The sequence below is a fragment of the Pseudoruminococcus sp. genome (genome assembly GCF_047012705.1).
Classification (GTDB): Bacteria; Bacillota; Clostridia; order Oscillospirales; family Acutalibacteraceae; genus Pseudoruminococcus.
Map to the genome: position 1 here is coordinate 12,276 of NZ_JBKXNW010000014.1, position 26,685 is coordinate 38,960.

General features: G+C 38.3%; 15 protein-coding genes. All 15 read right to left on the reverse strand.

Features of this window, described 5'->3' with window-relative positions; all coding sequences use genetic code 11:
• Positions 1 to 173: 173 nt before the first annotated feature.
• Positions 174 to 8,984, reverse strand: coding sequence for an LPD25 domain-containing protein (locus ACLU24_RS12390; protein ID WP_412612986.1), 8,811 nt, complete (start codon positions 8,982 to 8,984; stop codon positions 174 to 176).
• Between the two features lie 61 nt (positions 8,985 to 9,045).
• Positions 9,046 to 9,534 carry a hypothetical protein gene (locus ACLU24_RS12395; RefSeq protein ID WP_303665706.1) on the reverse strand — a complete coding sequence of 163 codons (489 nt, stop codon included), beginning with the start codon at positions 9,532 to 9,534 and terminating at the stop codon, positions 9,046 to 9,048.
• Positions 9,535 to 9,538: 4 nt separating this feature from the next.
• Positions 9,539 to 10,660 carry a DUF4316 domain-containing protein gene (locus ACLU24_RS12400; protein WP_412612987.1) on the reverse strand — a complete coding sequence of 374 codons (1,122 nt, stop codon included), beginning with the start codon at positions 10,658 to 10,660 and terminating at the stop codon, positions 9,539 to 9,541.
• Position 10,661: 1 nt separating this feature from the next.
• Entirely contained in the window at positions 10,662 to 11,495 is an 834-nt protein-coding gene (locus ACLU24_RS12405; protein ID WP_412612988.1) for a class C sortase, read from the reverse strand.
• Positions 11,496 to 11,526: 31 nt separating this feature from the next.
• On the reverse strand, positions 11,527 to 13,032 hold the full coding sequence (locus tag ACLU24_RS12410; RefSeq protein ID WP_118101877.1) for a SpaH/EbpB family LPXTG-anchored major pilin: 1,506 nt from the start codon (positions 13,030 to 13,032) through the stop codon (positions 11,527 to 11,529).
• Positions 13,029 to 17,120: a SpaA isopeptide-forming pilin-related protein gene (locus ACLU24_RS12415; RefSeq protein ID WP_412612989.1), complete on the reverse strand. Its 4,092-nt coding sequence runs from the start codon at positions 17,118 to 17,120 to the stop codon at positions 13,029 to 13,031. Before ACLU24_RS12415 ends, ACLU24_RS12410 begins: the two co-directional genes overlap by 4 nt.
• Before the next feature lie 185 nt (positions 17,121 to 17,305).
• Positions 17,306 to 17,530: a helix-turn-helix transcriptional regulator gene (locus ACLU24_RS12420; protein WP_117979550.1), complete on the reverse strand. Its 225-nt coding sequence runs from the start codon at positions 17,528 to 17,530 to the stop codon at positions 17,306 to 17,308.
• Between the two features lie 27 nt (positions 17,531 to 17,557).
• A complete protein-coding gene (locus tag ACLU24_RS12425) occupies positions 17,558 to 19,228 on the reverse strand; it encodes a GH25 family lysozyme (RefSeq protein WP_412612990.1) in 1,671 nt (556 codons plus the stop codon).
• A gap of 218 nt (positions 19,229 to 19,446) precedes the next feature.
• Positions 19,447 to 20,097: a type III toxin-antitoxin system ToxN/AbiQ family toxin gene (locus tag ACLU24_RS12430; RefSeq protein WP_303665850.1), complete on the reverse strand. Its 651-nt coding sequence runs from the start codon at positions 20,095 to 20,097 to the stop codon at positions 19,447 to 19,449.
• A gap of 251 nt (positions 20,098 to 20,348) precedes the next feature.
• Complete coding sequence (locus ACLU24_RS12435; protein WP_118101874.1) at positions 20,349 to 20,732, reverse strand: hypothetical protein; 384 nt, start codon at positions 20,730 to 20,732, stop codon at positions 20,349 to 20,351.
• Positions 20,733 to 20,753: 21 nt separating this feature from the next.
• Positions 20,754 to 22,223 carry a fibronectin type III domain-containing protein gene (locus ACLU24_RS12440; protein ID WP_412612991.1) on the reverse strand — a complete coding sequence of 490 codons (1,470 nt, stop codon included), beginning with the start codon at positions 22,221 to 22,223 and terminating at the stop codon, positions 20,754 to 20,756.
• Between the two features lie 26 nt (positions 22,224 to 22,249).
• On the reverse strand, positions 22,250 to 23,032 hold the full coding sequence (locus tag ACLU24_RS12445; protein WP_412612992.1) for a hypothetical protein: 783 nt from the start codon (positions 23,030 to 23,032) through the stop codon (positions 22,250 to 22,252).
• 107 nt (positions 23,033 to 23,139) lie between these two features.
• The gene (locus tag ACLU24_RS12450) at positions 23,140 to 24,153 is read right to left on the reverse strand and encodes a G5 domain-containing protein (protein WP_412612993.1); all 1,014 of its coding nucleotides are present in this window, start codon (positions 24,151 to 24,153) and stop codon (positions 23,140 to 23,142) included.
• Between the two features lie 7 nt (positions 24,154 to 24,160).
• The gene (locus tag ACLU24_RS12455) at positions 24,161 to 24,589 is read right to left on the reverse strand and encodes a hypothetical protein (protein ID WP_021883144.1); all 429 of its coding nucleotides are present in this window, start codon (positions 24,587 to 24,589) and stop codon (positions 24,161 to 24,163) included.
• 3 nt (positions 24,590 to 24,592) lie between these two features.
• Positions 24,593 to 26,683: a type IA DNA topoisomerase gene (locus tag ACLU24_RS12460; protein ID WP_412612994.1), complete on the reverse strand. Its 2,091-nt coding sequence runs from the start codon at positions 26,681 to 26,683 to the stop codon at positions 24,593 to 24,595.
• Between the last annotated feature and the right edge of the window lie 2 nt (positions 26,684 to 26,685).

Sequence of the window (26,685 nt, forward strand, 5' to 3'; positions counted from 1 at the left end):
TTTTCTTTACATATTATTATATGTCAAAATCGGCAAATTTGCAAGTTTTAAGGACAACAAAAAAGAGCCGTCCAGAGCCATCTGAACGGCTGCTTTTTAAATTAAATAAAAAATATTTATCTACCGCAAAATCGGAATAAAGAGCTGTTTAAAGCCGTTTCAAGCTATTATAATCACAACTCTTGTTCACTCCTTTTAGGTTCTGATTTCATAACTTCATTGTTCTGTATTTGCTTTGATGATTTGTTTTTTCCAAGAATAAAATCCTTACCAAAATAATGAGTCTTTTTGGGTTTATCTACTTTGTGTTCTGACATATCAATGTTTAAGGCAGTTGTCAACTCATCAAGCCTTTTTGTACTGTTGTTAAGTTCATCCTCAAACTCAAACGGCTTGTGAAGCATATTCTGTGCAGTCTTATAGTCAATATCAAGCTTATTGAGTTCTGATTTTTTATCATTCAGAACATTTTCAACCTTAAAAAGCAAGTTCTCAATCTTTTTAAGATTTATAATACTTGATACGCCCAGTTCAACTGAATAAGTATAATTACCACGAAGAGTTGCGGTTATTTTATCAAGGAAATATCCGTCATTGATTATCTCAACACCAAAGTTGCCGAGTCCCCCTATGGCGATTCTCTTATTCTTGTTAGCATCCCCTTTGACCTGTGCTACAGCGTTAGTTAATGCTTTTGCAGCTACTTTTCTTGATTCATCATCTAAGAGTGAGTAAGCATCTTTTCCTATAGTAATCTTAACCCGATAACTTTCAGTTTTGACATCAAAAGGTATGTTTTTTACCGTTTCCATATCCTTGCTGATATTGCCTATATCAAGAAGTAATTTTTTGCGTTCTTCGGGATAAGCGTTCACCTTGTCCTCAAGTTCGTATCGTGTGCTGTTGTATTCAGACTTGAGTGCCTGCAATTCTTTTACTCTGTTTTCAAGAGTCAGCTTTTCACGGATACGCTCATCGCCTGTACAAAGAGCCTTGATTTCAGAGTAAGTCAATGCAGCTTGGTCAACATCTGCACATTTTCTGCCGGGCTCTTTCGAGGTCATAATCTGACTTATAAACTTCTGCTTTTTCTCTAAAAGCTGATAGCTGTAGGCATCAAAAGTTCCTTTTGTAACATAACGATAAAGATGTACCTTATCGTTGATATTACCCTGTCGAACCATTCTTCCTCGTCTTTGTTCAAGGTCGGACGGTCGCCACGGAACATCTAAATCGTGCAGAGCAATGATCCTGTCCTGTACATTTGTGCCTGTTCCCATTTTACCCGTAGAGCCGAGTAAAATTCTCACCTCACCGCTTCTGACTTTTGCAAAAAGCTCAGACTTCTGGGTTTCACTTTTAGCGTTGTGAATATAAGCTATTTCATCAGCCGATACACCTTTTGCAATCAGCTTATCTCTAATATCATCATACACACAAAACTTTCCTGACTCTTCAAGCGAGTCAAGTTCTGCCACACTTTTTGTATCGTCATCTTTATTGCCATCAGCAGATGAGTTTTTGCTCGGAACACCCAAATCACAAAATACAATCTGTGTCAGCTTTTTGTCGCTTGTTTTTTCGTAAATATCAAAAACATTATTGACACAAACATTAAGTTTTGTACCGGGATCATCTTCAAATGACGGATTGATAAGTCGGGGGTCAAGACCGAGCTTTCTGCCGTCACCGGTAATTTTGAGCATATTATCCTGTGACGGATCAACGGAACCGTTGTTGACCTCATCAGCTCTGTCTGATAATTCTTCAACAAGTTCAGTCTGTAATTCTGTAGGTTCAACATCAACAATGTGTAATTCACAGTCAGGCACTTTAAGGTTAAGAGTATCAGCCGTGCGGACATCTGCAATCGTTTTAAACATTGACATAAGTTCCGGTAAATTTGCATATTCTGCAATGCGTGTGCGTTCCTTGAATTTGTTGCCGGCAGGAGCAAGCTCATATTCTTTTTTCTGTACGCCAAATGTAGATACCCAGTTGTCAAAGTTTTGCATATTATTATGACTTGCAAGGAAATCATAGTTGAGATATCTCATCATTGTATGTAGTTCTGTTACACTGTTAGAGAGAGGAGTTCCTGTAGCAAATACAACACCCTTACCGCCGGTTTTTTCGTCAAGGTAACGGCACTTAGCGAATAACTCTGTTGCTCTCTGAGATGCCCTCGAAGAAATACCCGAAACATTTTGCAGTTTTGTTGTACAGAACAAATTCTTAAATTCGTGTGCTTCATCGACAAAGAGTTTATCAATACCGAGTTCCTCAAAGTACACCGTGTTGTCTTTTTTACTTGATTGTAATTTTTCAAGTTGTTGTTCAAGACTACGCTTAGTTCGTTCCATATCCTTGACCTTAAAAGAATTGCCTTCTTGGTATTTTAGTTCGGCAATACCGGCAACGATATTATCAATCTGCTCTTTGAAAATATTTTCCTGCCTTTCAGGTGATAACGGTAGCATTTTAAGTTGAGTATGACCGATGATAACCGCATCATAATTGCCTGTCGCAATTTTGCTCATCAGTCTTTTACGATTTTCAGCCTTAAAATCATCTTTTGTTGCAACCAATATGTTTGCATTGGGATAGAGCTTCAAAAAGTCTGCTCCCACCTGTTCTGTCAGATGATTCGGTACAGCAAACAAGGATTTGTGGCACAAACCGAGCCGTTTACATTCCATAGCCGTTGCTATCATTTCAAAAGTTTTGCCGGCTCCGACTGAATGAGCAAACAGAGTGTTACCACCGTAAATAGCGTGAGCTATTGCATTTTTCTGATGTTCGTGCAGTTCAATATTTGAATTCATTCCCGGAAAAGTAAGGTGTGAGCCGTCATATTCTCGTGGTTTAATACAATTAAAAGTACGATTGTATGTATCAACTATATCGGACCGTCTTACGGGATCGCTAAACAGCCAGTTTTTGAACTCTCTGCGTATCTTATTCGCTTTTTGTTGAACAACCTGAGTTGCCGGCACATCAATCACTCGGATTGGTTTGTTATTTTTATCAAACATAATCCGTCCGTACTCGTCAAGCTTATCTTTGTATACCTTTGGCTCTGATAAATTAAGAGCTGCTTCAAGAATTTGATATCCCGAATAACCGCAAGCTCCGTATGTTTTTGTTACAGTTACAGATTTATCTGCTGCCTTGTGTGAAATAAACCATTTACCGGAATATTCAGAGTATTCTACAGATATTTTACTGTCCTTAAAAATGCCGTCAGAACGATTGAAAAGAGGTGTTTCAAACAACTTGTACATAAATTGCTCATAGTATTCTGGAGCAATCCAAGTAGCTCCGAGATTAACATCAATATCTCCTGCTTTAAGCGGAGTAGGTAATGCTGCTTTAAGAGCAGTAACATTAGCTCTATAGATATTATTGTCAACAGCAGCATAGGATTCTGCTGTATCAAGTTTAGCATATATATCGCCTGATAGATATTCTGATGCGGTCTGATATGTATATTCATTATTTTCCGTATTCATAGGTATAGGATATATTTCACCGTTATTACGCAAACTTTCTTCAAGACTTGCTTTGTCAATATCGGTAAGATTACTCATATAATCAAAGTCAATATATCCTTTTTCGGCGATACAAACGGCAAGAGCTTCCGATGCAGTATCAATATGTTCAATCTGCGGTTTCGGAACATTTACACGCTGAGTGAAAATATCCGATTTTTTAATCAAGGTATTTTTATCATAGTCCTGCTCAAGAGATGCCACAAGCTGATACGCTCCGTCAAATCCGAGAATATTACGGTTGTATCTGCTATGTATAAGACCGTACTTATCATAAAAGTTGTCATAGATTGTGTTAAGCCTATGCTGCAATTGTTCGACTTCCGCATCATTGTTATCGTGCTGTTGCACCTCAAGTAGTTCTCTTAAAGTATCACGGATTTCCATAAACGCAGTAAGTCTGTCAATGTTTTTTGTTGTGTACTTTTTATCAAGTAAATCCTTAGCCGACACAGTAACTAATTCTCCTGCGGAATTGCTGCCGTAAAAATAAATCTCGTTGCCTGATTTATAGTAGCTCTGTGAACGAAGTCCTTCGGGTTTTGATATAACAGCTTCTGTTTTAGAAACAGGCGATATTACCTCTTTTGCCGGTGAATAGGTAAATACAATATTTTTTACAGCTTCAGGTAACAGTTCTGATAATGGTCTACCGTCAGCAAACGGTACACACATTGTATCATCTGTTCGTCCGTAGAGCTTGTTGCCTTGAACAATATCACCGAGAACCATTTCAGGATGTTCAATAAAATAATTATTGATTGATAAACTGTTTTCGGTTGTTCCCACATTTACCCAAGATGGGATATTTTCAAGTGGTGCAGCACGCTTTTGGAGAAAGATAATATCGGGAGTAACTTCCGTTCCTTCTGATTTAAAAGCATTATTCGGCAGTCTGACAGCTCCGACTAAATCCGCTTTTTCCGCCAAAGCTCGGCGAAATGAGCTGTCCTTTTTATCGAGCGTACCTTTGGATGTTACAAAAGCAACAACACCGCCGTCACGCACTTTATCAAGTGATTTCACAAAGAAGTAATCGTGAATTTTGAGATTTTGAGAACTGTATTTTTTATCAATTACTCCAAAATCACCGAAAGGAATATTACCGATTGCAACATCGAAGCTGTTATCCTGAAAATGAGTATTTTCAAATCCGTCAATCGTTATGTCAGCCTGCGGATACAGCTTTTGAGCTATTCTGCCCGACAGACTGTCTTTTTCAACACCGTATAACTTGCTGTTTTCACGCAATTCCGAGGGCAGTCTGCCGAAGAAATTACCGATGCCCATAGCCGGCTCAAGTATATTTCCGCCTTTAAAACCTGCATTTTGCATAACTTTGTAAATGCTGTCAATGATTACGCTATCGGTAAAAAATGCGTCAAGTACAGATGACCTTGCTGCGGTATATTCGTCATCAGTAAGCAATTCTTTCAGTTCGGAATATTCATTTTTCCACTTGTCATTATCTGATTCAAATGCATTAGCGAGTCCGCCCCAACCGCTGTATAAGGAAAGCTGTTTCTGTTCTTCGGGTGTTGCTGTTCTGTATTCAGCTTCGATTTGTTTTAAAACTTTGATAGCGGTTATATTGTTACGGTACTTAGTTTTAGCACCAGTAACAGATTCTCTGTCTTCAAGTACATAGTTTTCGTGAGAGGTGGTTTCATCAGATGAAACATCTGATACAGGCATACTGTCAAACAAGGTGGGTTGAGAAGTTACCGGAGCGTATTCGTCTGCCGATGTCCAAATAAAATTGTTTTTACCTACAGAAGATTTCTCAGAAGCTGACTTTTCGTCATTTTCAAGCTGCATAGCAAGCTCATCAACACTATGCAACTCTGTATTGTTGTTGATTTCTTCTGCTGCACTCTCTTTTTCAGGATATTCGGCAGCCTGTTCTTCTTTTATACTGTTGAATGTATCGTAGAGATATTTGAAATAGTGTGTACCTAAAGTATCCCAGTTGTAAGCTTGAAAAAACTGACTGTTTTGAATTGACACACCATCACTTGTAATCTGAATTTCATAATCATCTGTAATTTCAGCACTATTAAGATTTGTGTAATGGTTTATGAAATGCTTTGCAAGTTCAACATCAATATTATCACCGTTTCTGTATTTTTCAGCAATTTCAGAAATTCCGTCATCAACATTATGCCACGCCTTTTCATAGTCAAAAAACTCGTTGACTATAGCAACTTGCTCATCAAAAGCAAGTAATGGTTTCAATAACTCATTACTACGATTTTCAAATGCAATATCATCTTTAAGCAATTTAACAACAGCAGAGTACTGTGAATACTGCTCAAGAAAATCAATCACACCGCCAATGCCGTCCCCGATGTCCTGCCGTTCGGTGTATTTCGTACCGTTCGGCATATTAATAATAAATTTCGTTTTTTCATAACCAAGATGAATATTGTCAAGTTCACCGTTTCTGTATGCTTCTGTAACCGCATTTTCACTGCCGTATTCCTCAATTTCAAGCTGTCTTTGCTCAACCCATTCGTCATCGGCATTTTTCATAAGTTTATCAAATTCAGAAACAGAGTATGTTTTGCCGTTCTCAAATACCGGACTTTCACTCCAATCACAAGTAATTGTCGGACGAATTATTTCCTGTACAGACTCAGTTTGTTCAGGCTCGTTTATCGGGACGATTTCATTTTCTGAATTAAATTGATTAACGATTTCTTCTGAGCTGACATTCAGAGCACCGGCATAGTTTCTTACCTTGATGTCAAAATTGTTCTGATAAAAATTACGCTCGGCATCGGATTTTGCATTATCAATATGGTATAATGCACGCTTTAAATCCTGTTTAACAACAGAATTATAATAGTCGTTTTCCGCAAGCGGAACAGTCCTATGCTCTTTCGGCTCTAATTGTGCAAGCTCATCATCAGATAGGTATACAAGGTCATCAAATGATAAAGAGTACAGGCAGTTATCAATCATATCTTTAAGACTTGAATATGTTTTCTCTTTAAACAATTTATCGTCAACATAAGTTTCAAGCCTATAGTCAACAAGATTTACAACAGCTTCAACAGTATGCTTGCTGTCTTCTGTTGTTGTGTATGCCACTCCGACTTTTTTTAAGTCTGAAAAATCCGCTTCTGAATCAAACTCGTCATTACAATACAAATTTATAAGCTGCTTTGCATAAGCAAGCACAGAGTCACGAACAATATTGTCAATCGTAGAGTGAGTGTATGTAGCAAAATCAATCTGATTGTTGTGAAGTGTATTTTTTAGTTCATCATCAATTACTATACTTTGTTCCAAGTTGTGTATTCTGCCTTCTTCTTCAAAGGCTGATTTATCTCGTTCAACAAAATAATTGAAATTATCATATAGAGTATAAATTTTCTTAACATTTTCGCAATAAGTAACATAATCATTTGTACCTTTATCTTCGTTAAGGTAGGTATTATTAAGCAAAACAGGTGAGTCCGTCAAGATAAAATCGACTTTACCATACAGACGGTTAATACGCTTCACTTGTTCCTTGAGAATATCAAATTGATGTTCATAATGTCCGTCAAGCATAATAAGATTGTTGTCATATACAAGCTCTTTGGCATATTCCTGTACATATTCCGTAACAAATCCTTGCTTTTTCAATTTTTCGGCTACTTCAAGACAAGATGTTGTTTTTCCTGCACCCGGTCCGGCAAAAGCATTGATAACTATTGTATGCTTGTCTGACACATTGCTCGTAATTTTTTTCTGTTCAGATATGAGTTTGTTAAACTCATTCGAGAGATCTACAAGTCCCTCATATTTGATATTCACAGTAAATCCTTGTGTTTTAAGAAGTTCAGTATTATCATTCAGTTTAAAATCAGGGAATCCGACTGTATCAACTGAAGAACCGTTAATGTTTCTTGTTGTAGAAACAAGGTCGAGAATATCTGCAACGGTTTTTGCGTTCTCACCTCTGACTTCATAAAAATCACCGACCTTTATAAGTTCTATTTTCCGTACTTCAGGTAATTTGATTTCGGGAACTACTGCAAGCTCAACGAGCTTGTGCTGAATATCTGCATTAAGACCTTCGGCAAACTCCGTACCGCTGTAAAACTTTTTAACAGCGGTTCTGAAACTTTCGCTGCCGATATCAATTAACCTTTGTTCGCCTGTTGTATCAAGAAAATCAAAGAATCCTGAAAAATCATCTCCGTATTCTTTGTTAGCTTCCGCTATCTGTTTGTAAGATACCTCGGTAATTACAAACTGACCGCCGGAGTATGCGTCAGGATTATAGTACATATATGTAATACTTTCGGCTTCGGACTCTTGAAAATAAAGGGTTTTCTCAAGAGTGTTAAAGTCGGGTAAAGCAGGGGTATATGTACCGTCAGAAATCATACCTTCCACTTCACTTCGTGTAACACCTTTGACCTTAGATACAAGATTTATAAGAGAATCATAATCACTGCGACTGTATGCACCTATGAAAGTTTGCATTTCCGTAAGCGAAAAAGTATAATCAAGCAAATTGATTGTGTCGTAATCTATACCCATATCAACCATATCTCTTATAAGTTCTGACTGGGCATATGAATACCCATGATTTTCAATGAGCTTATCGGCAAGATTTGTGTTGATGAACGACTGCTTAATTTCGTTGAAATCAGCAGTATTCGCAAGAATCAATTCAGAATCCGAAAGACCTGAGTATGTCTTGACAAAATTCATAGATAACATATTTAACTGTTCAGGCTTAAAGTCAGAAGTATCTTCAAACATCGTACTGAATGTGTCAATCAGCTCCGGTTGGTTGTTGAGCAGTTCAACCGTAGAATTCAAAGACTCCAACTGATGTGCTTTATAGTGCAGTACCGAAAGAGCATTAAAAAGATTTTCCGTGTTATCTTCTTTGGAAACTGTCACGCTGTTTTTAACCGTTGCAGACGGTTCGTTTTTTTCGACTGCTTTATCATTGTACAAAAGCTCTCTTTGCTCACGAATTTCGTGAGCAATTGCGTTGATGGCATCTTTGTATATATTGTCAACCGTAATAGTTGTATTTTTACCGAATATTCTGCCCGAAAACGGAATATCCTGCTCTGACAGTCTTTGAGCAACCTTGTAAGCGAAATCAGTATTATATTTGCGATACATCTTATCACCAATATCATTGTATTTGGTTGTTCCGATGATATTGTTTGTTACATATTTCCTGTTGTTGGAATCGACTATTGAATCATAACTGATATTTAACTTTTCAAGATTCGGAACAGTAGCTCTGCCAACCGCAACATATGATTTGTTCTTGTTAATATAGCCACAGTAATTAAGTCCTGCGTTTTCGAGAGCATCGGTTATGCTCTCAAACTGGCTTTCAGAAGCTATAATAACCTTTTTATACTGATTCGGAGTGTTGCTGTTCCATATCTCATTTCCATATAATTTAATCATTTCATTCACCTCTAAAGCAAAAGGAGCCGTTACACTAAATGCAACAGTCCCTAAATAATATTCATAATTCCTGTTCTTTCGATTTAGTGTTGTTAAGCTGTTCGTTATGTGTATGTGCAATTTTGTCCGCATTCTGTTTTATCTGACTGCGAGATATTAACGGCTTAATCTGAGCTTTCGACCTGGGTTCTTCAATCTTCTCAACCCGATTGCCTCTTTTGTCAAGCTCATATCCTGCGGCAAGGTCGTTATAAATATCAATTATCCGTGTCTTACTTGCTGTTATGTACACGGTATCTTCTTCTCTTCCGTCAGGATGATATAAATCACGCTTTTTTTCGCCTGTAACAGCATCGTATGCTTTTGCATTACTTGCTTCAATCGTGTGATTGCTTACACGATAATTCTTACCGTTTAGCATAAAATAATAGCTGTCATTGCGAAGACTTCTGTCAATACCGTTTTTGTTGCAAAAATCTTCAATTTCAGTCATCTTGTTTTTAAACTCTGCCTTTGCGGATTTACTGGGATGCCACTTCCTTTTGTACATATGATCACCTTTCCTGTTTTGCTTCCCGTCCCTGTTCACGATGTTCTGATTTTGCAATCTTGTCCGCATTCTGCTTTATCTGACTGCGAGAAATCAGGGGCTTTTTCGGTTGCTTCGGTTGTTTCTCGGCATTATGTTCCTTATTTGGAGTTTTTGCCGCTTTGTCATACTCCTCTTGCTTATTGCCGTTATTGATAATACCGTCAATGCTGTCATAATCGTCCTCAATCGACATTTCGGCATTTTTGAGATAATTTTCTTCGGTCACAGCTTTTGCAGCAGATAAAACGATTACATCAGCCTGCTTTTTTAAATCCTGTGGGTTGGTTGTAAACTCATCAACAATGTTCTGACAGCTCTTGCTGATAATATTGTCAGTTTCCTTATCGGGCATAGTTTTAACCGATTCAAACTTATCTGACCACTCATTAAGAGCCTTGAGCTTGTTTATCAGCTTAGCTTTCTTGTTGGTGAGCTTGTCGATTTGTTTTCGTAGTTTGAGTTTTTCGGACATATAATGAGTTTGACCGTATGCTTTTAGTGCAACATCAAGTTTGCTCTGAGTATTATCAAATTTTTCAGAGGTTGTCCTCATTGCCATCGTCCTGTATTCCTGCATACCTTTGACAAAGTTTTCTTTCCTGCCGTCAGGGAATTTCATATTATCAAGAAATTTATTGATTTTTTTGCAGTTATCAGCACGGCTTTGCTGCTTCAAAATCTTCTGCTCATTCGATTTGATGTTCAGCTTATGAGAATGGATTTTCTCATTGATATTTACTATTTTCTGTCGCCTTTCAGCCGACAGAACAGACAATGCCTTATACACAGGCATTGGTACAACATTCCTCATTGATTCAACCGTTGAAACAAATTCGGCACTGCGAACCTTTTTTATGTTGAGCTTATCGTTTTTAAGGTTAAGCTCATCAATCTTAAGATTGCACCTGTCATACAACTTTGCAAAAATCGGTATTGAAAATTCTTTGCTTTTCGTTTGGTCAAGCAATTCAGGTTCGGATTCTGCCTGTTCGGGTTGGAGATTGTCATTATTGACATCTTCATCTCGCTGTTTTCTTTCATCGGTATTTGGATTATTATCAAAATCATTTGTAATATCAGGCATTTTACTTCCTCCTTCGTTTATTTTTTATGGACACAGCAATTACTAAAATTGCCAAAATTGCGGTTATAACAATTACTGCAATAATAAAATCAAAACTTCCGTTATTGTTGTTTTCGGTTTTTGTTGCCGTATCAGATGCAGCTGTATCCTTTACTCTTTCAGCAGTCACAATAAGTCTGTGACTGTTTACACCGTATGGATAACAAGTTATAAGGCTTAATAAGTCTTTTTCTTCGTCAACTGACAGTAACGATATGTTGTCGGGCTTAACAATGTTTTTTGCTGTTACAGCATAGGTAAGCGTTTCATCAAGTACGGATACCTTGATTTCATCACCGATTTCAAGCTCGTTGAGATTGTCAAAAAACACTTGCGTTGGATAACCCGTATGTGCAGACAAGACAGAATGATTGCCCACACCTCCAATAGGAAACGCTGTATTTGGCAGATGAGCAACACCTTTTTCCAACACTTTGTCTGTATCACCGTGGTAAATCGGCAGTTTAACATTGATTTTTGGTATATCAATGTAACCTATAAGTCCATCGCCAAAATTAAGAATATCGTCATATCCGTCAATCACGCTGTCTGTATCGTAAGAAAAGCCATTGATAAGTTCTGATAAATTGTTGTTATATTCAGCAGCAGCCGACAAGTACTGTGACCTGTCGGCTGCTGAAATGCTGTCAAGAGATGCGGCATAATTGTTAATTGTGGCTGCGGCGAAAAAACTATTGACAGCATTTGATGCAGAAGGGTACAGCACAAAGCAGAGTGATGCAGTCATAAAAATTATTCCTATTATCAAGGTGCATTTGCTTCTGCATTTTTTCAATGTGCTGTACTCCTTTCTGTTTAATGTGAAATTACTTGTTTGTAGCTTTTACTCTTCTGCGAATGAGCAATGTTGCAATACCGCCGAGTGCAAAAGCTGTGCCGAGAATGTAGAACATAACTGTTCCTACACCGCCTGTCTGCGGAACAACAACCTTTGTATCCTTAACATCAACGCTTGCTGTACCGTCTGTCGGGCAGTTTGTGATGTACGAACCGTCAACAAATGTTGCACCGTATGTAACATCAATAGTTACCGGAATAACCTTACCGTAGATGTTGTAGCCTGTAGGAGCTTTTGTTTCGACAATATAATATTTACCGCTTGCAAGTTTGATTTCTTCTTTACTTGTGTTGTAGTAAGTAACCTTGCCTGTCTTGTCTGAAACACCGCTTGCAATGGCATTTGTAAGAGCAGTTGCATCCTCTTCTGTTTTAAAAAGGCTGAATTCTGCACCTTCGAGAGCCTTGCCGGCTGTATCTGTCTTGTTAGTTGTAACTGCAAAAGAGTAAACATAAACTGTATTACCGTTTACTTCTGATTCAACACCGTTCTTGTTAGAATAAACGAGCTTTGTTTCTGTATTTGGGTTGCCTGTCTTTCCTGTTACAGCGTACTTATTGAGCTTTGCTGAATAAGTTACAGATGTATAAGTAACACCCTCTGCATAAAAGTCATTTTTCTGGAGATAAGTGTTTGTGAGAGCTACATTAAATGTTGTAGCTTTACCATCAACTTCTGAGGTTACATTGAGAGTGTAATCAGATGGAGCAAGGTCTGTTTCGTTTACTTTCTGTCCCTGTGCGTTGAGAAGTGCAACCTTTACGCTGTCTTTATCAAGAGTAAGTCCTGCTGACATTTCATCATATACGGTATATGATTTAAGTTTCATTTCGCTTGAACCGGCAGTCGATGACTTGATTTCAAAATTTACTGTGTCACCAAGGCTTACATCGGTAAAATTAACATTATCCTTTGTGCTGTTAGTGATAGTCTTGCCTGTTACAACATCACCGTCATTTACCTTTGTTGCAAGGTCAATATCATTGATACTGTAAACCCAACCGTTATTGTAGTATGGGAGCGATACAACAGAGTTTGTAACACTTCTTACACCGGCAGGAAAGTTCGTAGCCTTAATGTAGTACAAACCCTGAGCAAGGCTTGAAAAAGTCTTTTTTACAGATGTTGCCGAAGTAGTAAATGTGCCAACGGTTGAAGCAGTTGACGGGATTGAAGAAAGACCGTCAAGAGCTGAGAGAACATTCGATGTCTTTCCGCTTAAAATCTCATCAGATATTGAAGGAATGAGTGAATCATAGCCTGTCTTATACGGATTTTCAGTTGTTTTGAGTTCCGCTACCTTGTACACCGTAAAGGTATAGCCGGGCTTAGAACAATTGAGCGTGAATGAAACCTTCTTTGTTTCATCAAGAGCGTTGTTGTTTGTTGCGGCACTTGCAAACGGAATTGCAGTAAATACCATCATAACGGCAAGTACCATAGCTGTCATAATTCGTGTGATTTTCTTTTTCATTTTTGATTTTCCTTTCGTGATTTTTTATATTTCTTGCTACCGTGTTTATGGTAGTCATAGATGAAAATTATAGCCATTGCTCCGAGTGCCACGGCAACGAAGTAAAACGGAGCAATTCCACCGCCGCCTGTTTGGAATAACACGGATTTGTTATCGGCAACGGTTAAAGACATGTTAAGTGTGTTTTCATTGTCGGCTGAAATTGTAAATTCAACCTTTTTACCGTATGGCATATAGCCTGACGGAGTTACAGACTCAACAAAATAGTAATCTCCTACCGGCAGTTTACGGATTGACAGAGTGCCGTTTGTTGCCATACAGTCAGTTGCAGATTCAGATTCAGAGAGGTACATATAACTACCTGTGCCGTTTTGAATGCATCTGACGGGTGTGTCATCTGACTTGTAGAGCTGCCAACCTGATCCGGCAAGAGCTTTTGTGCCGTCTGTTTTTGTGAGCTTAACCGAGCCTGTTTTCAGCGTGTTTTTGATATTTGCAAAAACTACGGTATCTGAATTAAGCGTAACTGTTACGCTTTTTGGCTTGTTGTACTTATACGGTAAAGAATAAGTACCATCCTCGTTAAGCTCACCGAGTTCGGTTACTTTATATTTAAGCAATTCGTCATTGCTGTTATAAATCGGCAAATCTGAGATTTCAGGACTTAAACCTTCAAGGTCGGTGCTTACTTTTTCGTTAAACCTTGTATCAACACAGCTTATTTCAAAATACAAACCGTCCACAACATCATCTTCAGATGTTTTTTGAACCTGTAACGAACCTGTTTTTATGGTGTTTACACAATCATATGTATAGTTGTATTCATCGGTATCATAGATTGTAAATTCAACTGCATCTTTCAGTTCATAACGGCTCGGAAACTTGTATGTTCCGTCTGACTGTTTAATGCCGATTTCGGTAAGCCTGTAAGTAATTTGAAAACCGTTTTGATTGAATACATATGGCAGAATTCCGTCAATTATATTACCGTTGACATCATAGAACTGCTCATTGTCTGTACTTGCTTTACCGTTCGCATCGGTCGTTAAAATCAAGCTTGTAATTTCGTTGCCGTCTTCATCATAAGCCATAGGGGTAGGGATAAGGTCATCGCCGTATTCTCGTTCATCGTCAAAAGACTCAAGCTTAAAACTCAAACCCTCGATAACTCCGTCCTCGGAAGTCTTATTGATGTTAATACTTCCGGTTGCAGGAGCGTTGTACACGGAATAATTAAGCGTTGATGTTGTTCCGTATTTGTTGGCAGTCTTAAACTCTGATTCAGCCTTTTCAAGGTAATTTTCGGGGAAGTAGTAACTGCCTCCGCCGAGAAAACCTTTTTCGACAACTTTATATTTTATAGGGATACAAATTGCTGAGTTCGGAACGGTCAGACAGCTTTTGAGTTTTTCGCCGTACCTGCTGTAATAATTAGCTGTTCCGGTAGAATCTGTAACAATATCGCCATAATATTTGCCGTTTTCGTCCTGTACCTCAAACCACACACCTGATACTTTGCCGTTGTAGGAAGTTTTCTTGACGGTCAAATCTGTTTCGGGAACTGAGTTTTGGAAGCTGAATGTAACGGTTTTGCTCTCGTCAAGTGTAAATGACTTACCGTTAGCGTTGGATTTTGCTTCTGATGATTTGCCATAGTAGTATCTTGAATAAGCATTCTCACAATTGCTGAATACGGCATTTGAAACACCTTCATAATATGAGCCTTTGTAGCTGATTGCATTTTCTTTCTTTATCGTCCAAGTGTAACCGCCATAGCTGTGAGCACCCAAAGTAGTCTTAAAGCCAAGCTCTTTGACGGTATAGGTTATCTTGTTGCCTTTATCGTCATATACCCTCAAACCTTTAACAGTCGCTTCGCCGTTTTTGTTGGTTGAAACTGCGTTGTACTCGTTGCCGAGGTTATCTGATATTGCAAACCACAAATTTGAAACAATACCGTCAGTCGATGACTTCTTGATTTTGAGGTCAGCTTTTACGGCATCTTCGTAAATCGTCTGAATAACGGCTGTTTCAACGGTTGAGTTTTCCTCATTTGTAATGACGGGATAAACAGTTTCGTCAAGCTCATAGCCTGTCGGAGCGGTTATTTCTTTGATGTAATATGTTTTGCCGACATCTACTGATTTTGCAAAAGTACCCTTGCCGTCAGCATTTGTTGTGAGCTTGTCATACAAGCTTGCACAAGCTGAATCAGAGTACAAGCCATATACAGCATTTGCAACACCTATACCTGACTGATTAAGCTTGTTAATGCCCACATATGCCTTTGCAGGCATTTCATTAATCGGTACATTGATAGGGGTGTTTGTGTCCTGTGCAAACTTTGCACCCTCTTGAGTAATTACTCTGTAAAAAGCTATATTACTGAGAGAATAGCCGTCAGGAGCTTTGACTTCCTTGATAACAATTGTTCCTATGGGAATGGTGATTAGCTCTATTCCACTTATAATGGTTGTAAAAAAATCATCAGAGTTGTACTCCGAAGCAAGATATTTTTTGTTCAGGTCACAATATCCATCTTCATCAGTCTGAATATACCAAGTCCTTTTAAGGTTTTTGCTATCAAGTGCAGGAGCGGTTTCATCTGCTTTGACATCATAGTCCTTGTCAATTTCCTGTGCGTAATATTCAATGCTAAAAACTGCACCGCCAAGACCCTGAGCTGTTGTTTCGCCTGTTACTGCGTTTTTCTTTTGGAGAATAATGCCGACAGGGTCATTTACGGGGTCGTCAGTACAGCTAAAGCTATAAATTTTTGTACCGTCTGCGGCTTTTTTGCCTGAATTCACAAATGTATAAACAGTTTCGTCAAGCTCATAGCCTTTTGGTGCTTTGGTTTCTTTGGCATAGTAAGAAGCTGATGCGTCAACATATTTACTGTAACTGCCGTAACCGCTTGCATTTGTTGTAATACTGCCGATTTTTTTGGTACAAGCTTTGTCTGTGTATATGCCATACTCAGCTCCCGACAAGCTGTAACAACCGTTGCCGGCTGTAAGCTCTTTGTTTGATGATGATTTGTGAAGTTGCAGCTTGACAACATCTGGAAATGTCAACTTAACATATCCGTCTTTAACTGCATAATTAGAACCCTGAGCAAAAGTCTGATATGATGCATAGGTATTACTTGTAATTAAATACAAACTGTTTTTGTTCTTGATTCCATATTCCTTCAAAAAAGAGTTTTTCATTGTCACATTAACTGTCGTACCAAGATTTTTGGAACAAGTGAATGTAATCTTATTTCCGCTTACGCTGACCTTAACATTTGAATTGCTGACGATTACATCGGATGCTTTAGTTACTGAAGCGGTACCGTTCTTATCAGTCAAAGTGATTGAATACTGTCCGTTTGATTGATTATATGACATTTGATACGACTTAGCAGAACTGAGTGATGATGCTGTATATGACGGATTTCGCACCGACTTTTTGCACCAAGACACCATATTGTTGTATGCTGTTGTGACATTCGCAAGCGTAGTTTCTGCCGAACTCGTAGCCGTCATTGTATTTGCAGGTGTAAGTAACGGCTTACCGGTAACCGCTTCAAAAGTTGATGCGTTACGCTTGCCTGCAACAATCTCAAAAATCAAGAGCTGCGTTGCATAGTAGTAATGAACCTTCTCTTTCTTTGCAGCTTCAAATCCGCCAAAGCCCCAAGCAAGTATCAGATTAACTGCATTTTGCTGTGCAGTAGTTAGCTGTTTCCAAGCTGCTGATTGAGATGTACTTTTTACAGTAGCAGCACTTTGTGATTCAGATGCTTTATCCGGTTCAATACAGTACGCTCTTTGTGTGTAGTCTAAAAAATTCAAGGCTTTTCCGGATGCAGCAAAAAAATGAACCTTAAAATTTTCCCAACCTTCATAATGCTGACTATGCTTTTTCCCGTTTGCGTCTGTATAAGTATATTCAGCTGTTTTTTTGTATTTAAAACCTTTGCCGTCTGCACCACGAGTACCTTTAACCGTGGCAGCACTTACGGAAAACAAACCGACAGACAATGAGCCGATAATTACAGTCAAACATAAGAACACCGACAGCATTTTTTTAATTAACTTCATTCAAATTTTTCTCTCCTTTCATCTAAATATTTAAATATTGAAAAAGAAAAACTACTGTATTCTTTTGGGTGATGCACGAATCATATTTACCTCCGAAAATTTATATTATTAACCACATTAGTGGGAATTGTAGGAGTGCATCAGACAAATTAATGCCCGATGCAAAGAAGAATAACAATGAAAACTTAAAAAGTCTTGCTGTCAAGTGAACAGTGAGAGTCATAAAACAGAAAGTTGTAATCAACTTCCAATGTTTTCGCTAATTCTCTGATATATGCAAAAGTCGGTTCATAATTATCGTTTTCCCATTTGGTATAGGCTGACCGTTCTATATGCACGGCTTCTGCAACTTGTTTCTGTGTCATATGCTTGTTTTTTCGAGCAATAAGCAACTGCTTTCCAAACGACAATTATTTCACCTTCTCAAAAAGTTGTTATCAATTTAAAATGTTAAGGTCATATATGTAGTTAAGGTCAACATTTGTTGATATGCCGTTAATTCTACCGTTATCTGAATACTGCCACACATCACAAGTGATTGACGGCTTTATATACCATTCTGCGTTCCAAATGGAAATGCCGTTATTTTTTAAGGTTTTGCGATTGAGCAGATAGTCATAAACACTTGCTGAGGAATACACACCCGATTTAAAGCCGTTGCTTTTGAGTTTGTTACAGAAATTGACTGCCATTTTTGTATAATTGCTGTTGCTTGTACTCATTGCAGGCTGATATTCCATATCGTAGTAAACAGGAAGTTCAAACTTTTTACCCTTGATACAACTAAGGCAAGCATCTGCTTCTGCTGTTGCCGTTGACGGTGACATTGCATAGCTGAACCAATATGCTCCGACTTTAAGACCGGCGGATTTTGCCTTTTTGTAGTTTGTTTCAAACATATTGTCTTTTTGGCTTTTTTCTTTACCGTAGCCTGCACGGATAATCACATAGTCATAACCGGCTGATTTTACCTTGTTAAAATCTATTGAGCCTTGCCAAGTTGATACATCAATACACTTTGCGACACTTCCCGAAACAGTCAGCTTGCACGATGCGGTTTTTCCGTTGTAGGTTTTGTATGTGATTGTTGCTGTTCCTTGAGATTTAGCGGAGATTTTTCCGGTTGAATTAACCGTTGCAACATATGTATTACTGCTTGTCCAAGTACTGCGATAACTGTATGCATTATTGTTGAGCGTAGCTTTAAGCATTTTACTCTGTCCGACTTTAAGGGTTGCAGATTTATCAGAAACAGTAACCCTTGAAGGTGCAGATCTGACTGTTACCTTACAAATCGCTTCCTTGCCATTGCTGAGCTTACATCTTATCGTAGTAGTGCCGGCTGTTTTTGCAGTAACAAGACCGCCTGCCTTTTGGACGGGAGCAATTGCGGTGTTATTCGAGTAATAAAGTCTGTAGTAGGCTGCTGTATTGTTCGGAATACTGCTGTTCAAGTCATACTGTTCACCAACACCTAAAGTAATACTTGTTTTATTAAGTGTGATACTGTCAGCAAGTTTTTTGACTGTTACGGTACAGCTTGCAGTCTTGCCGTTATATGTTTTGGCTGTAATCTTTGACGTGCCGACACCGACAGCAGTTATTTTTCCGTTATTGTCAATACCTGCAACCTTACTGTTGTCAGTTGTAAACGACACCTGTGACAGCGTTCCGTTTTCAACCGTAGTTTTTAATGTGTAGGTTTCAGTTGTGCCAAGTGTGATACTTGACTTGTCAAGTTTTACACTTTTAGGTACAGTAGTAGGCTTTGGAACAGTTGTAGGTTCTGTAACTGCTTCCGTTGTAGGCTCTGTTGTTGATTCTGCTGTTGTCGGTTGTTCTTCTGTTGGCTCTTTAATCAGACCTACGATAATCTTCTGTACAAGTGTTGAATCAACAACGGTAATCACACCGTCTTTATTAAGGTCGTACAGCTTAATTTGTTTTTCATCAAATGTTGTCATACCTACAACATTCTTCTGAATAAGCGTTGCATCTTCGATTGAAAACTTTTTGTCTGTGCTTACTGCTCCTGCACTAAAGGCACAAAGGCTCACAAGAGTAGTGGCAGTAAGTAAGCCCGAAATAATCTTCTTTTTTATCTTCATAACTTCCTCCTAAAAAAAGGTTTCTATATTTATTCCGTAAAAATCGGGTTTTCGCACCCCCTAAATTGAAAAAAATTTTAAAATTTTTAAATTATTTTTAAAATTTCTTTGAAGTTCGGCGATATTATTCGCAAAAAGAAAAATGCTCCGTTCAGGAGCATAAAAAAGGGCAAAAAAAAGACAGAACCGAAGCTCTGTCTGAAATTTGTTATGTAGTTTTATCGTCCCTTGCTCTTATCCTGAGAGTGTGGGGAGTGTTTCTGCTGTGAAATTGTGTTAGCATTTTTCTTTATCTGATTTCTTGATAAAGGAGATTTTTGTTTTGATATATATCGGTCAAGCACTTCTTCTAATTTTTTGAAGTTACAACATCTTTTTGCAAGATATTTGTTATCATCAGCATTTTCTGTAATTATATTATAAAGAGAATTAGCACGCTTAATTATGATATCAGAATTTGTCTGACACCAAGTAAGCTGATTAGCCATAAGCTGTTTATAAACTACTGTCTTATGATTGTCAGTCGGTTTAATCGAAATATCAATTTTATGTATTAAGGACAAATCGACAGGCAACATATTATTTATATTCAACCCACCGATAACTTTATTAGCACCGTTTTCATCTTTTACCGACGGATGACGAATTTTCAAAAAATCAATTGAGTTCTTTTTATTTTCAAATTTTTCCTTCGGAGAGGTTAGAGGAACACAATACATTCTGTCATTTACCAACACAATAACACCGACAAACGGTCTGTTAGATTTATGAATTTGGGGTGAAGTGGACATAACATTGCTGTCCTTTTGAGAAAGGTTTCTCACATACTTTAAATCAATCGAATAAAAATTAAGTCTTTGTTGCTTCATAAAATCACTCCAAAAAATAAAGGGACTGAAAAACAGCCCCTTTACAGATTAAAAGTTTCCACTTATACGGTAGGACTCACCTCTTGTAATGCTTCCACTTATACGGTAGGACTCACCTCTTGTAATGCTTCCACTTGTATGGTAGGACTCACCGCTTTTTACAGAAATCAAAGGATTTCCATACAATAGGACTAAAGCCTATCACCACCTATATTATACACTAATCCGAGAATTATGCAAGCATTTTTCTTTCACAGTTTAAAAAAACTAATGGCTAATTCACCTAATCCGTCCCCAATGTTCTCAAACCAATCAGCAATTGTTTCTCCAAGAGTAGAAATAATATAGGTTGACATAGCAAACAGCCACAAAATACCGATTACTACACATCCGTCAAGCAACGGAAAAGTCCCGTTTTGTATCCATCCTACCACAACTACTGTTCCGCTAACCGCAAATATAGTGGCAAAAACAGAAATAGCAATATAAATCATTCCGCTTGCTACAGATACAAAAACTAACAAATAAGAAAGCAGATAAAACGCTCCTTTTAATAGGAAAGCAATTATCAGAACTGCAAGTTTTACAGGAAACAGCAATACTTTAAGAAATATCAGAAGTATTACTTTTGCCATATTGCACACCCCTCAGTTAAATCAATAATACTCAATCTCTCCGCATTCGGTACACTTTCTGCCGACAACTTCGGTTTTAGTTTCATAGTGAAACTTTTCAGGGACTTCGACAGTTTTAGTCGAAGTGTGCCAACCCGCATTTTCACCATTTAATGCGTGTTGTTTCATATGTTCAGAAATTTGCTCGGAGGTGTATCCGGATAAGTCGTTTTGACAAGTAGGTTCACTACATACTACAGTTTGCATTTGCTTAACAGTAGCTTTCTCATCAACAACCTTTACTTTTGTTTCGTTAGTTATATTCTGCCAAGTGTGGGTATGCTCCGCAGGAGCTGAAATATATTTTACGGATTTGCCCTTTGAATCATATCCGCTTGTGAACTTAGTTGCAGATGAGTTGATGCACCTTACCGTGTAGGTGTAATTTTTGCCTGATGAAACATCCTTATCAATATATGAGGTTGAAGTTGTATCGACCATTCTTGTCCAGCCTTTACTGCCTTTGTAGTAAACTCTGTACTTTTCTGCACCGTTTGATTTGTTCCAACTGATTTTTACACCGCCGTCTACGCTCTCGGCTTTGGTAATCTTCGGAGCTGAAATATATTTTACGGATTTGCCCTTTGAATCATATCCGCTTGTGAACTTAGTTGCAGATGAGTTGATGCACCTTACCGTGTAGGTGTAATTTTTGCCTGATGAAACATCCTTATCAATATATGAGGTTGAAGTTGTATCGACCATTCTTGTCCAGCCTTTACTGCCTTTGTAGTAAACTCTGTACTTTTCTGCACCGTTTGATTTGTTCCAACTGATTTTTACACCGCCGTCTACGCTCTCGGCTTTGGTAATCTTCGGAGTTGAAATATATTTTACGGATTTGCCCTTTGAATCATATCCGCTTGTGAACTTAGTTGCAGATGAGTTGATGCACCTTACCGTGTAGGTGTAATTTTTGCCTGATGAAACATCCTTATCAATATATGAGGTTGAAGTTGTATCGACCATTCTTGTCCAGCCTTTACTGCCTTTGTAGTAAACTCTGTACTTTTCTGCACCGTTTGATTTGTTCCAACTGATTTTTACACCGCCGTCTACGCTCTCGGCTTTGGTAATCTTCGGAGCTGAAATATATTTTACGGATTTGCCCTTTGAATCATATCCGCTTGTGAACTTAGTTGCAGATGAGTTGATGCACCTTACCGTGTAGGTGTAATTTTTGCCTGATGAAACATCCTTATCAATATATGAGGTTGAAGTTGTATCGACCATTCTTGTCCAGCCTTTACTGCCTTTGTAGTAAACTCTGTACTTTTCTGCACCGTTTGATTTGTTCCAACTGATTTTTACACCGCCGTCTACGCTCTCGGCTTTGGTAATCTTCGGAGTTGCAAGATTAGAGCTGACTGCTCCGACAACCGTAGATGATACTGCTGTTGCCGACAGAGAAATTACTGCCGCCATAGCTACTGATAATAATGCCTTTTTCATTGATAATCCTCCTTAAAAAAATTTTGTTATTTCTTCTTCTTTTTTACAGCCATAACACCGACCGTTCCGCCTCCGATGACAATCAGACCTCCGATAATTGACAATACAACTATTTGTCCTGTACTCATTCCGTTGTCATCTGCTGTAGCTTCGGCTTCTGCCGTTGTCGGCTGTGTTTCTGCATCTGCTTCAGTTTCTTCTCCGATAACATCAGAGCTTTGTTCGGCTACCGCTTTTTCATAGTAGGTTTTATCCTGTTTCTGTGTAGTTGATTCTGTTGTAACGGGAGCTTCGGTTGTGAGATTTTTTTCATAATCAGGATGATACCTGTCATACGATTCAATTACTTTGCCGTCAGAATCTGTTCTTGTAAACTTATCTGTTTCGGCATCATAAGTCCACAGATATTTACTGCCGTCTGTATATGTTTCATAGATTTTTCCGTCATCGCCGTAATCTATGGTATCAACACCTTCAAACTCTTTCTTCATATACTCAATAAATTCATTGGCTACATTTGCAATTGATACACCGTGATTAAGAGGAGTATAGTCCTCAAGATAATTTTTAAGATAGAATTTATCACGAGAAGCAATAACCGCAGTAATGTCATCTAACGGTTTACTGTGGTCGTGACCGTTTAAAAGCTGTAAATCAGCGTAAACATTCCACACCTCGTTGTAAAGCTCGTCTTTGGTACATTCGTATGCTTTTTTGTACGGATGTGACTTTGCGGAAACAACAAAGGTTGAAATTACCGCAAGCATTACCGCAACAGCGATAACGCAAATTCTTTTTTTGTTTTTCATTTGCTGCCATCCCTTTCATTTTTAAGGATTCTTAAACCCTTTCTGATTATATTATACATCATTTAGGGGTAAAGTCAAGTATTTTTGGAATTTTTTCAAAAAAAGTTTTATTTTTTCTGCCAACGGTCAAAGAAGAGTACATTTTCATATTGCAAGATAAAGCTTTGTGTTGAATGAAAATTACCGGGTGTGCTGTCATAATAATCCTTTGTACACATATAAAACAGCCTGTGCCTGACCGCAAGGTTGTTATCATCGAATATGTATTTGACAGCATTAACTGCGTTCTGCGAACGGTTGGCAGTTGAGCCGACATATCCCATACCTTTAATTACAGCCGATACGGAAGTATAGCCGTCATACACTATGGCACACTTGATTGACTGAGCAATAAGGCAAGAGCCTACATAACTGCCGCCAAATTCGCCCGTAACAATTCGTTCAAGCATATCCCTGTCCTTATCCGACAGCTTTACCATAGGTAATTTAAAGTCTTTGTTATCATATTTTGTTTTGATAAGATAGCTTGTTTTGTTATTATAAGATTTATTGATAATATCAATATTCCTGTTACCTTTAACTATAATCTTATCGGTCGGATATGTCAATACTTGTTGCTTAATACATTTATGTGATATAAGTTCGCCGTTTACATATTTATCCTTATATATGTATTCTGTACTGCCCGGTTTGCCTTTTTGGAGCATTTTGGTTTGTCCGACAAAAAGTTTGTCCGACTCCTGTTCAACAGTTTTGTATGGGATAGATTTGTATATCGGATAGCAAGCATAATTAACACGGTCAATTTTAATCTTTTGACCGAGATAGACCGTGTCTGATAAATCAGCATTTAATATATCATCATCCGAGAGTGATATATTAAGATAATTTAGTGCATTGCTAACTGTCCCCATAGGCACATAATAATCTTTGCTTACATCATCTACGGTTATATGTATTCCTATTTCGGGATTTATAAGTCTGTTATCAACAACAGACTGCCCATTATGAGCAGTCTGTGTTGTTGCACCTGCTATGGGTGCTGTATTGAGTAACGCTGTCATAGATATTATGACAGACAAAAAGGAGAGCTTAATTGTTGTATGTATAAATTTGTTCATAATCCACCTAACTGTTATTATTCCTTGTTATGTTTTCCGGTTGCTGACGGTCATATTGTTTTGATTTATCGTTGTCGGCAATTGTTCGTGCATTTTGAAGAATTTGATTTCTGCTCAATAAGTATGACCGTTTGTTTTTTCGTTCCGTGACTTCGGTTTGCCGTAACTCATTGTCAACAGCAGTATTGTCCTGTTGCTTTTCAATCTCTTTGATACCCACCTCATCAATATCAAGATTGACTATACCGTTCAGAGCTTCGGCAACATCATCCTTGCCAAGCTCACAATTGTTGATGTAAGCCTGACAAAGGATCTGTTTCATATCGGATGGGTACTGCTCAAGCTGAGAGATAGATATATTAAGAGCTTCTGCTATTTGTGGATACAGCTTGTCGGTGTCGGCAGTCTGTTCCTGTCTTGAGCGTTCTCGTTCCATAGTTTACTTCCTGTAAGATTTTTTAGACTTTGAAGAGCTTGAAGAAAACACAAACTCTGTTTTATAATTGGAGTTAAGTTTAATAGCTGCGTCAAAGGATTTGCCTGATTTGGACTTCAAGCCTTTGAGCGTGTCCGTCTTGCCTTTAGTTAAGAGCTTTACAGCCTGTGCCGATGAAAGGCTCTTACCGCATATGTTTTTCCATATGACAAAATCACACTCTTTATTTTCACAAGCGTATGACTTTGGATATGCAAGAACTTTCTGTCCGCATTTTGGACAAATGCCGACTGTTTCCCAACGGGTAAAATGCTTGCTGTTGTCAACCTCGCTGTATGTATCAACAAGATACTTTACGCTGTCCTCAATCTGATTCATAAATTCATCGGCACTTGCAGCACCTTTTTCAATGTGTTGCAAAGCGGTTTCCCATACAGCCGTCATTTTCGGAGATTTGACATCATCGGGAACACAGTCTATGAGCTGAATGCCTTTTTCGGTCGGCAAAATTTTCCTGCCGTCACGCTGTATGTATTGTCGCTTAACAAGGTTTTCGATAATGCCTGCACGGGTTGCAGGAGTACCGAGTCCTTTTTTTTCAACATTGCTGTCTTCAACATAATCGGTATTTCCGGCTGTTTCCATAGCAGACAATAAAGTAGCGTCCGTATATTGCTTTGGCGGTGAAGTGAAGTGTTCTGATACGCTTGCAGGTACGGAGCAATATTTACTGTTACGCTGTATTTTATCAGGCACTTCATCTCCGCAACACAACTTATCTACTTCGTTTTTATCTTTTTCTTTAGCAGATATGTCAATAAATTTCCAACCGAGATTAACGGGATATGTTGCTTTGGAAACAAATGGTTTATCGCTGTTATTAGATTTTAATTCACAAGTGAATGTACAATATATATAATCTTCACCTGTTGCAACACAAAGTCTGACTGCAATCATAAACAATATGTTGTATTCTGCTGTCGGCAATGACGATAAGTCATAGCTTGTTATCTGTTCTGTCGGCAATACAGCATGATGGTCTGATACTTTTGCATTGTTAATACACTTAGTAACATCTGTAGGCATATGCGGTATTTTCTCGTACACACCATAAACGCTTTCAATAAGCTTTTTGGCGGTATCAGCCATATCATCAGTAATATAGTTACTGTCCGTGCGAGGATATGTAGCAAGCTTCTTTTCGTAAAGCGACTGCAAATAATCAAGCGTTTGCTGTGCGGTATAACCGTAAATGCTGTTTGCATCACGCTGCAAAGCAGTTAAATCATAGAGTTTTGGCGGAGCAACAGACTTTTGTTGCTCCGTTAAATCAACAACCGTAAAATCCGACTTATCAACACATTCAGCAAGCTTGTCAGCTTCATACTCCGACTTAAAGTCATCAACGCTTGTTGCCTTAAAATCACCGCAATCAATATCAACCTTGTAAAACGGCTCTTTCACAAAGTTTTTAACCTTGTTGTTTCGGTCAACAATCATTGCAAGGGTGGGTGTTTGTACTCTGCCAATGTTGAGCAACAAACCGTACCGTACAGAAAACAGCCTTGTGGCATTCATCCCAACAAGCCAATCGGCTTTAGCTCTTGCAAGTCCTGCACGGTATAGATTGTCATATTCCGAGTCATCTTTAAGCTCGGAAAAAGCCTTTTTAATAGCTTTTTCCTCAAGAGATGAAACCCACAATCTTTTGACCGGCTTTGTACAGCCCGTTTTGTAATACATATAACGGAAAATACATTCGCCTTCCCGTCCTGCATCGGTTGCACATACAATTTCATTTACATCATCTCGTTCAATCAGGCTTTTCAGAACATAATACTGAGATTTTGTCGAACCGCCAACCGAAAACTTCCACTTTTCAGGGATAATGGGTAGGTTTTCAAACTTCCACGGTTTTTCGGCAAACCTATCCCCGTAGGCAACCGGGTCATCAAGCTTGACAAGATGACCCAAACACCACGATACGATATACCGGTCATTGTATAAATAGTTTACACCTTTTTTATTTGCACCGAGGACAGTCGCAACAGTATTTGCAACTGACGGCTTTTCGGCAATAACCAATACTGACATAA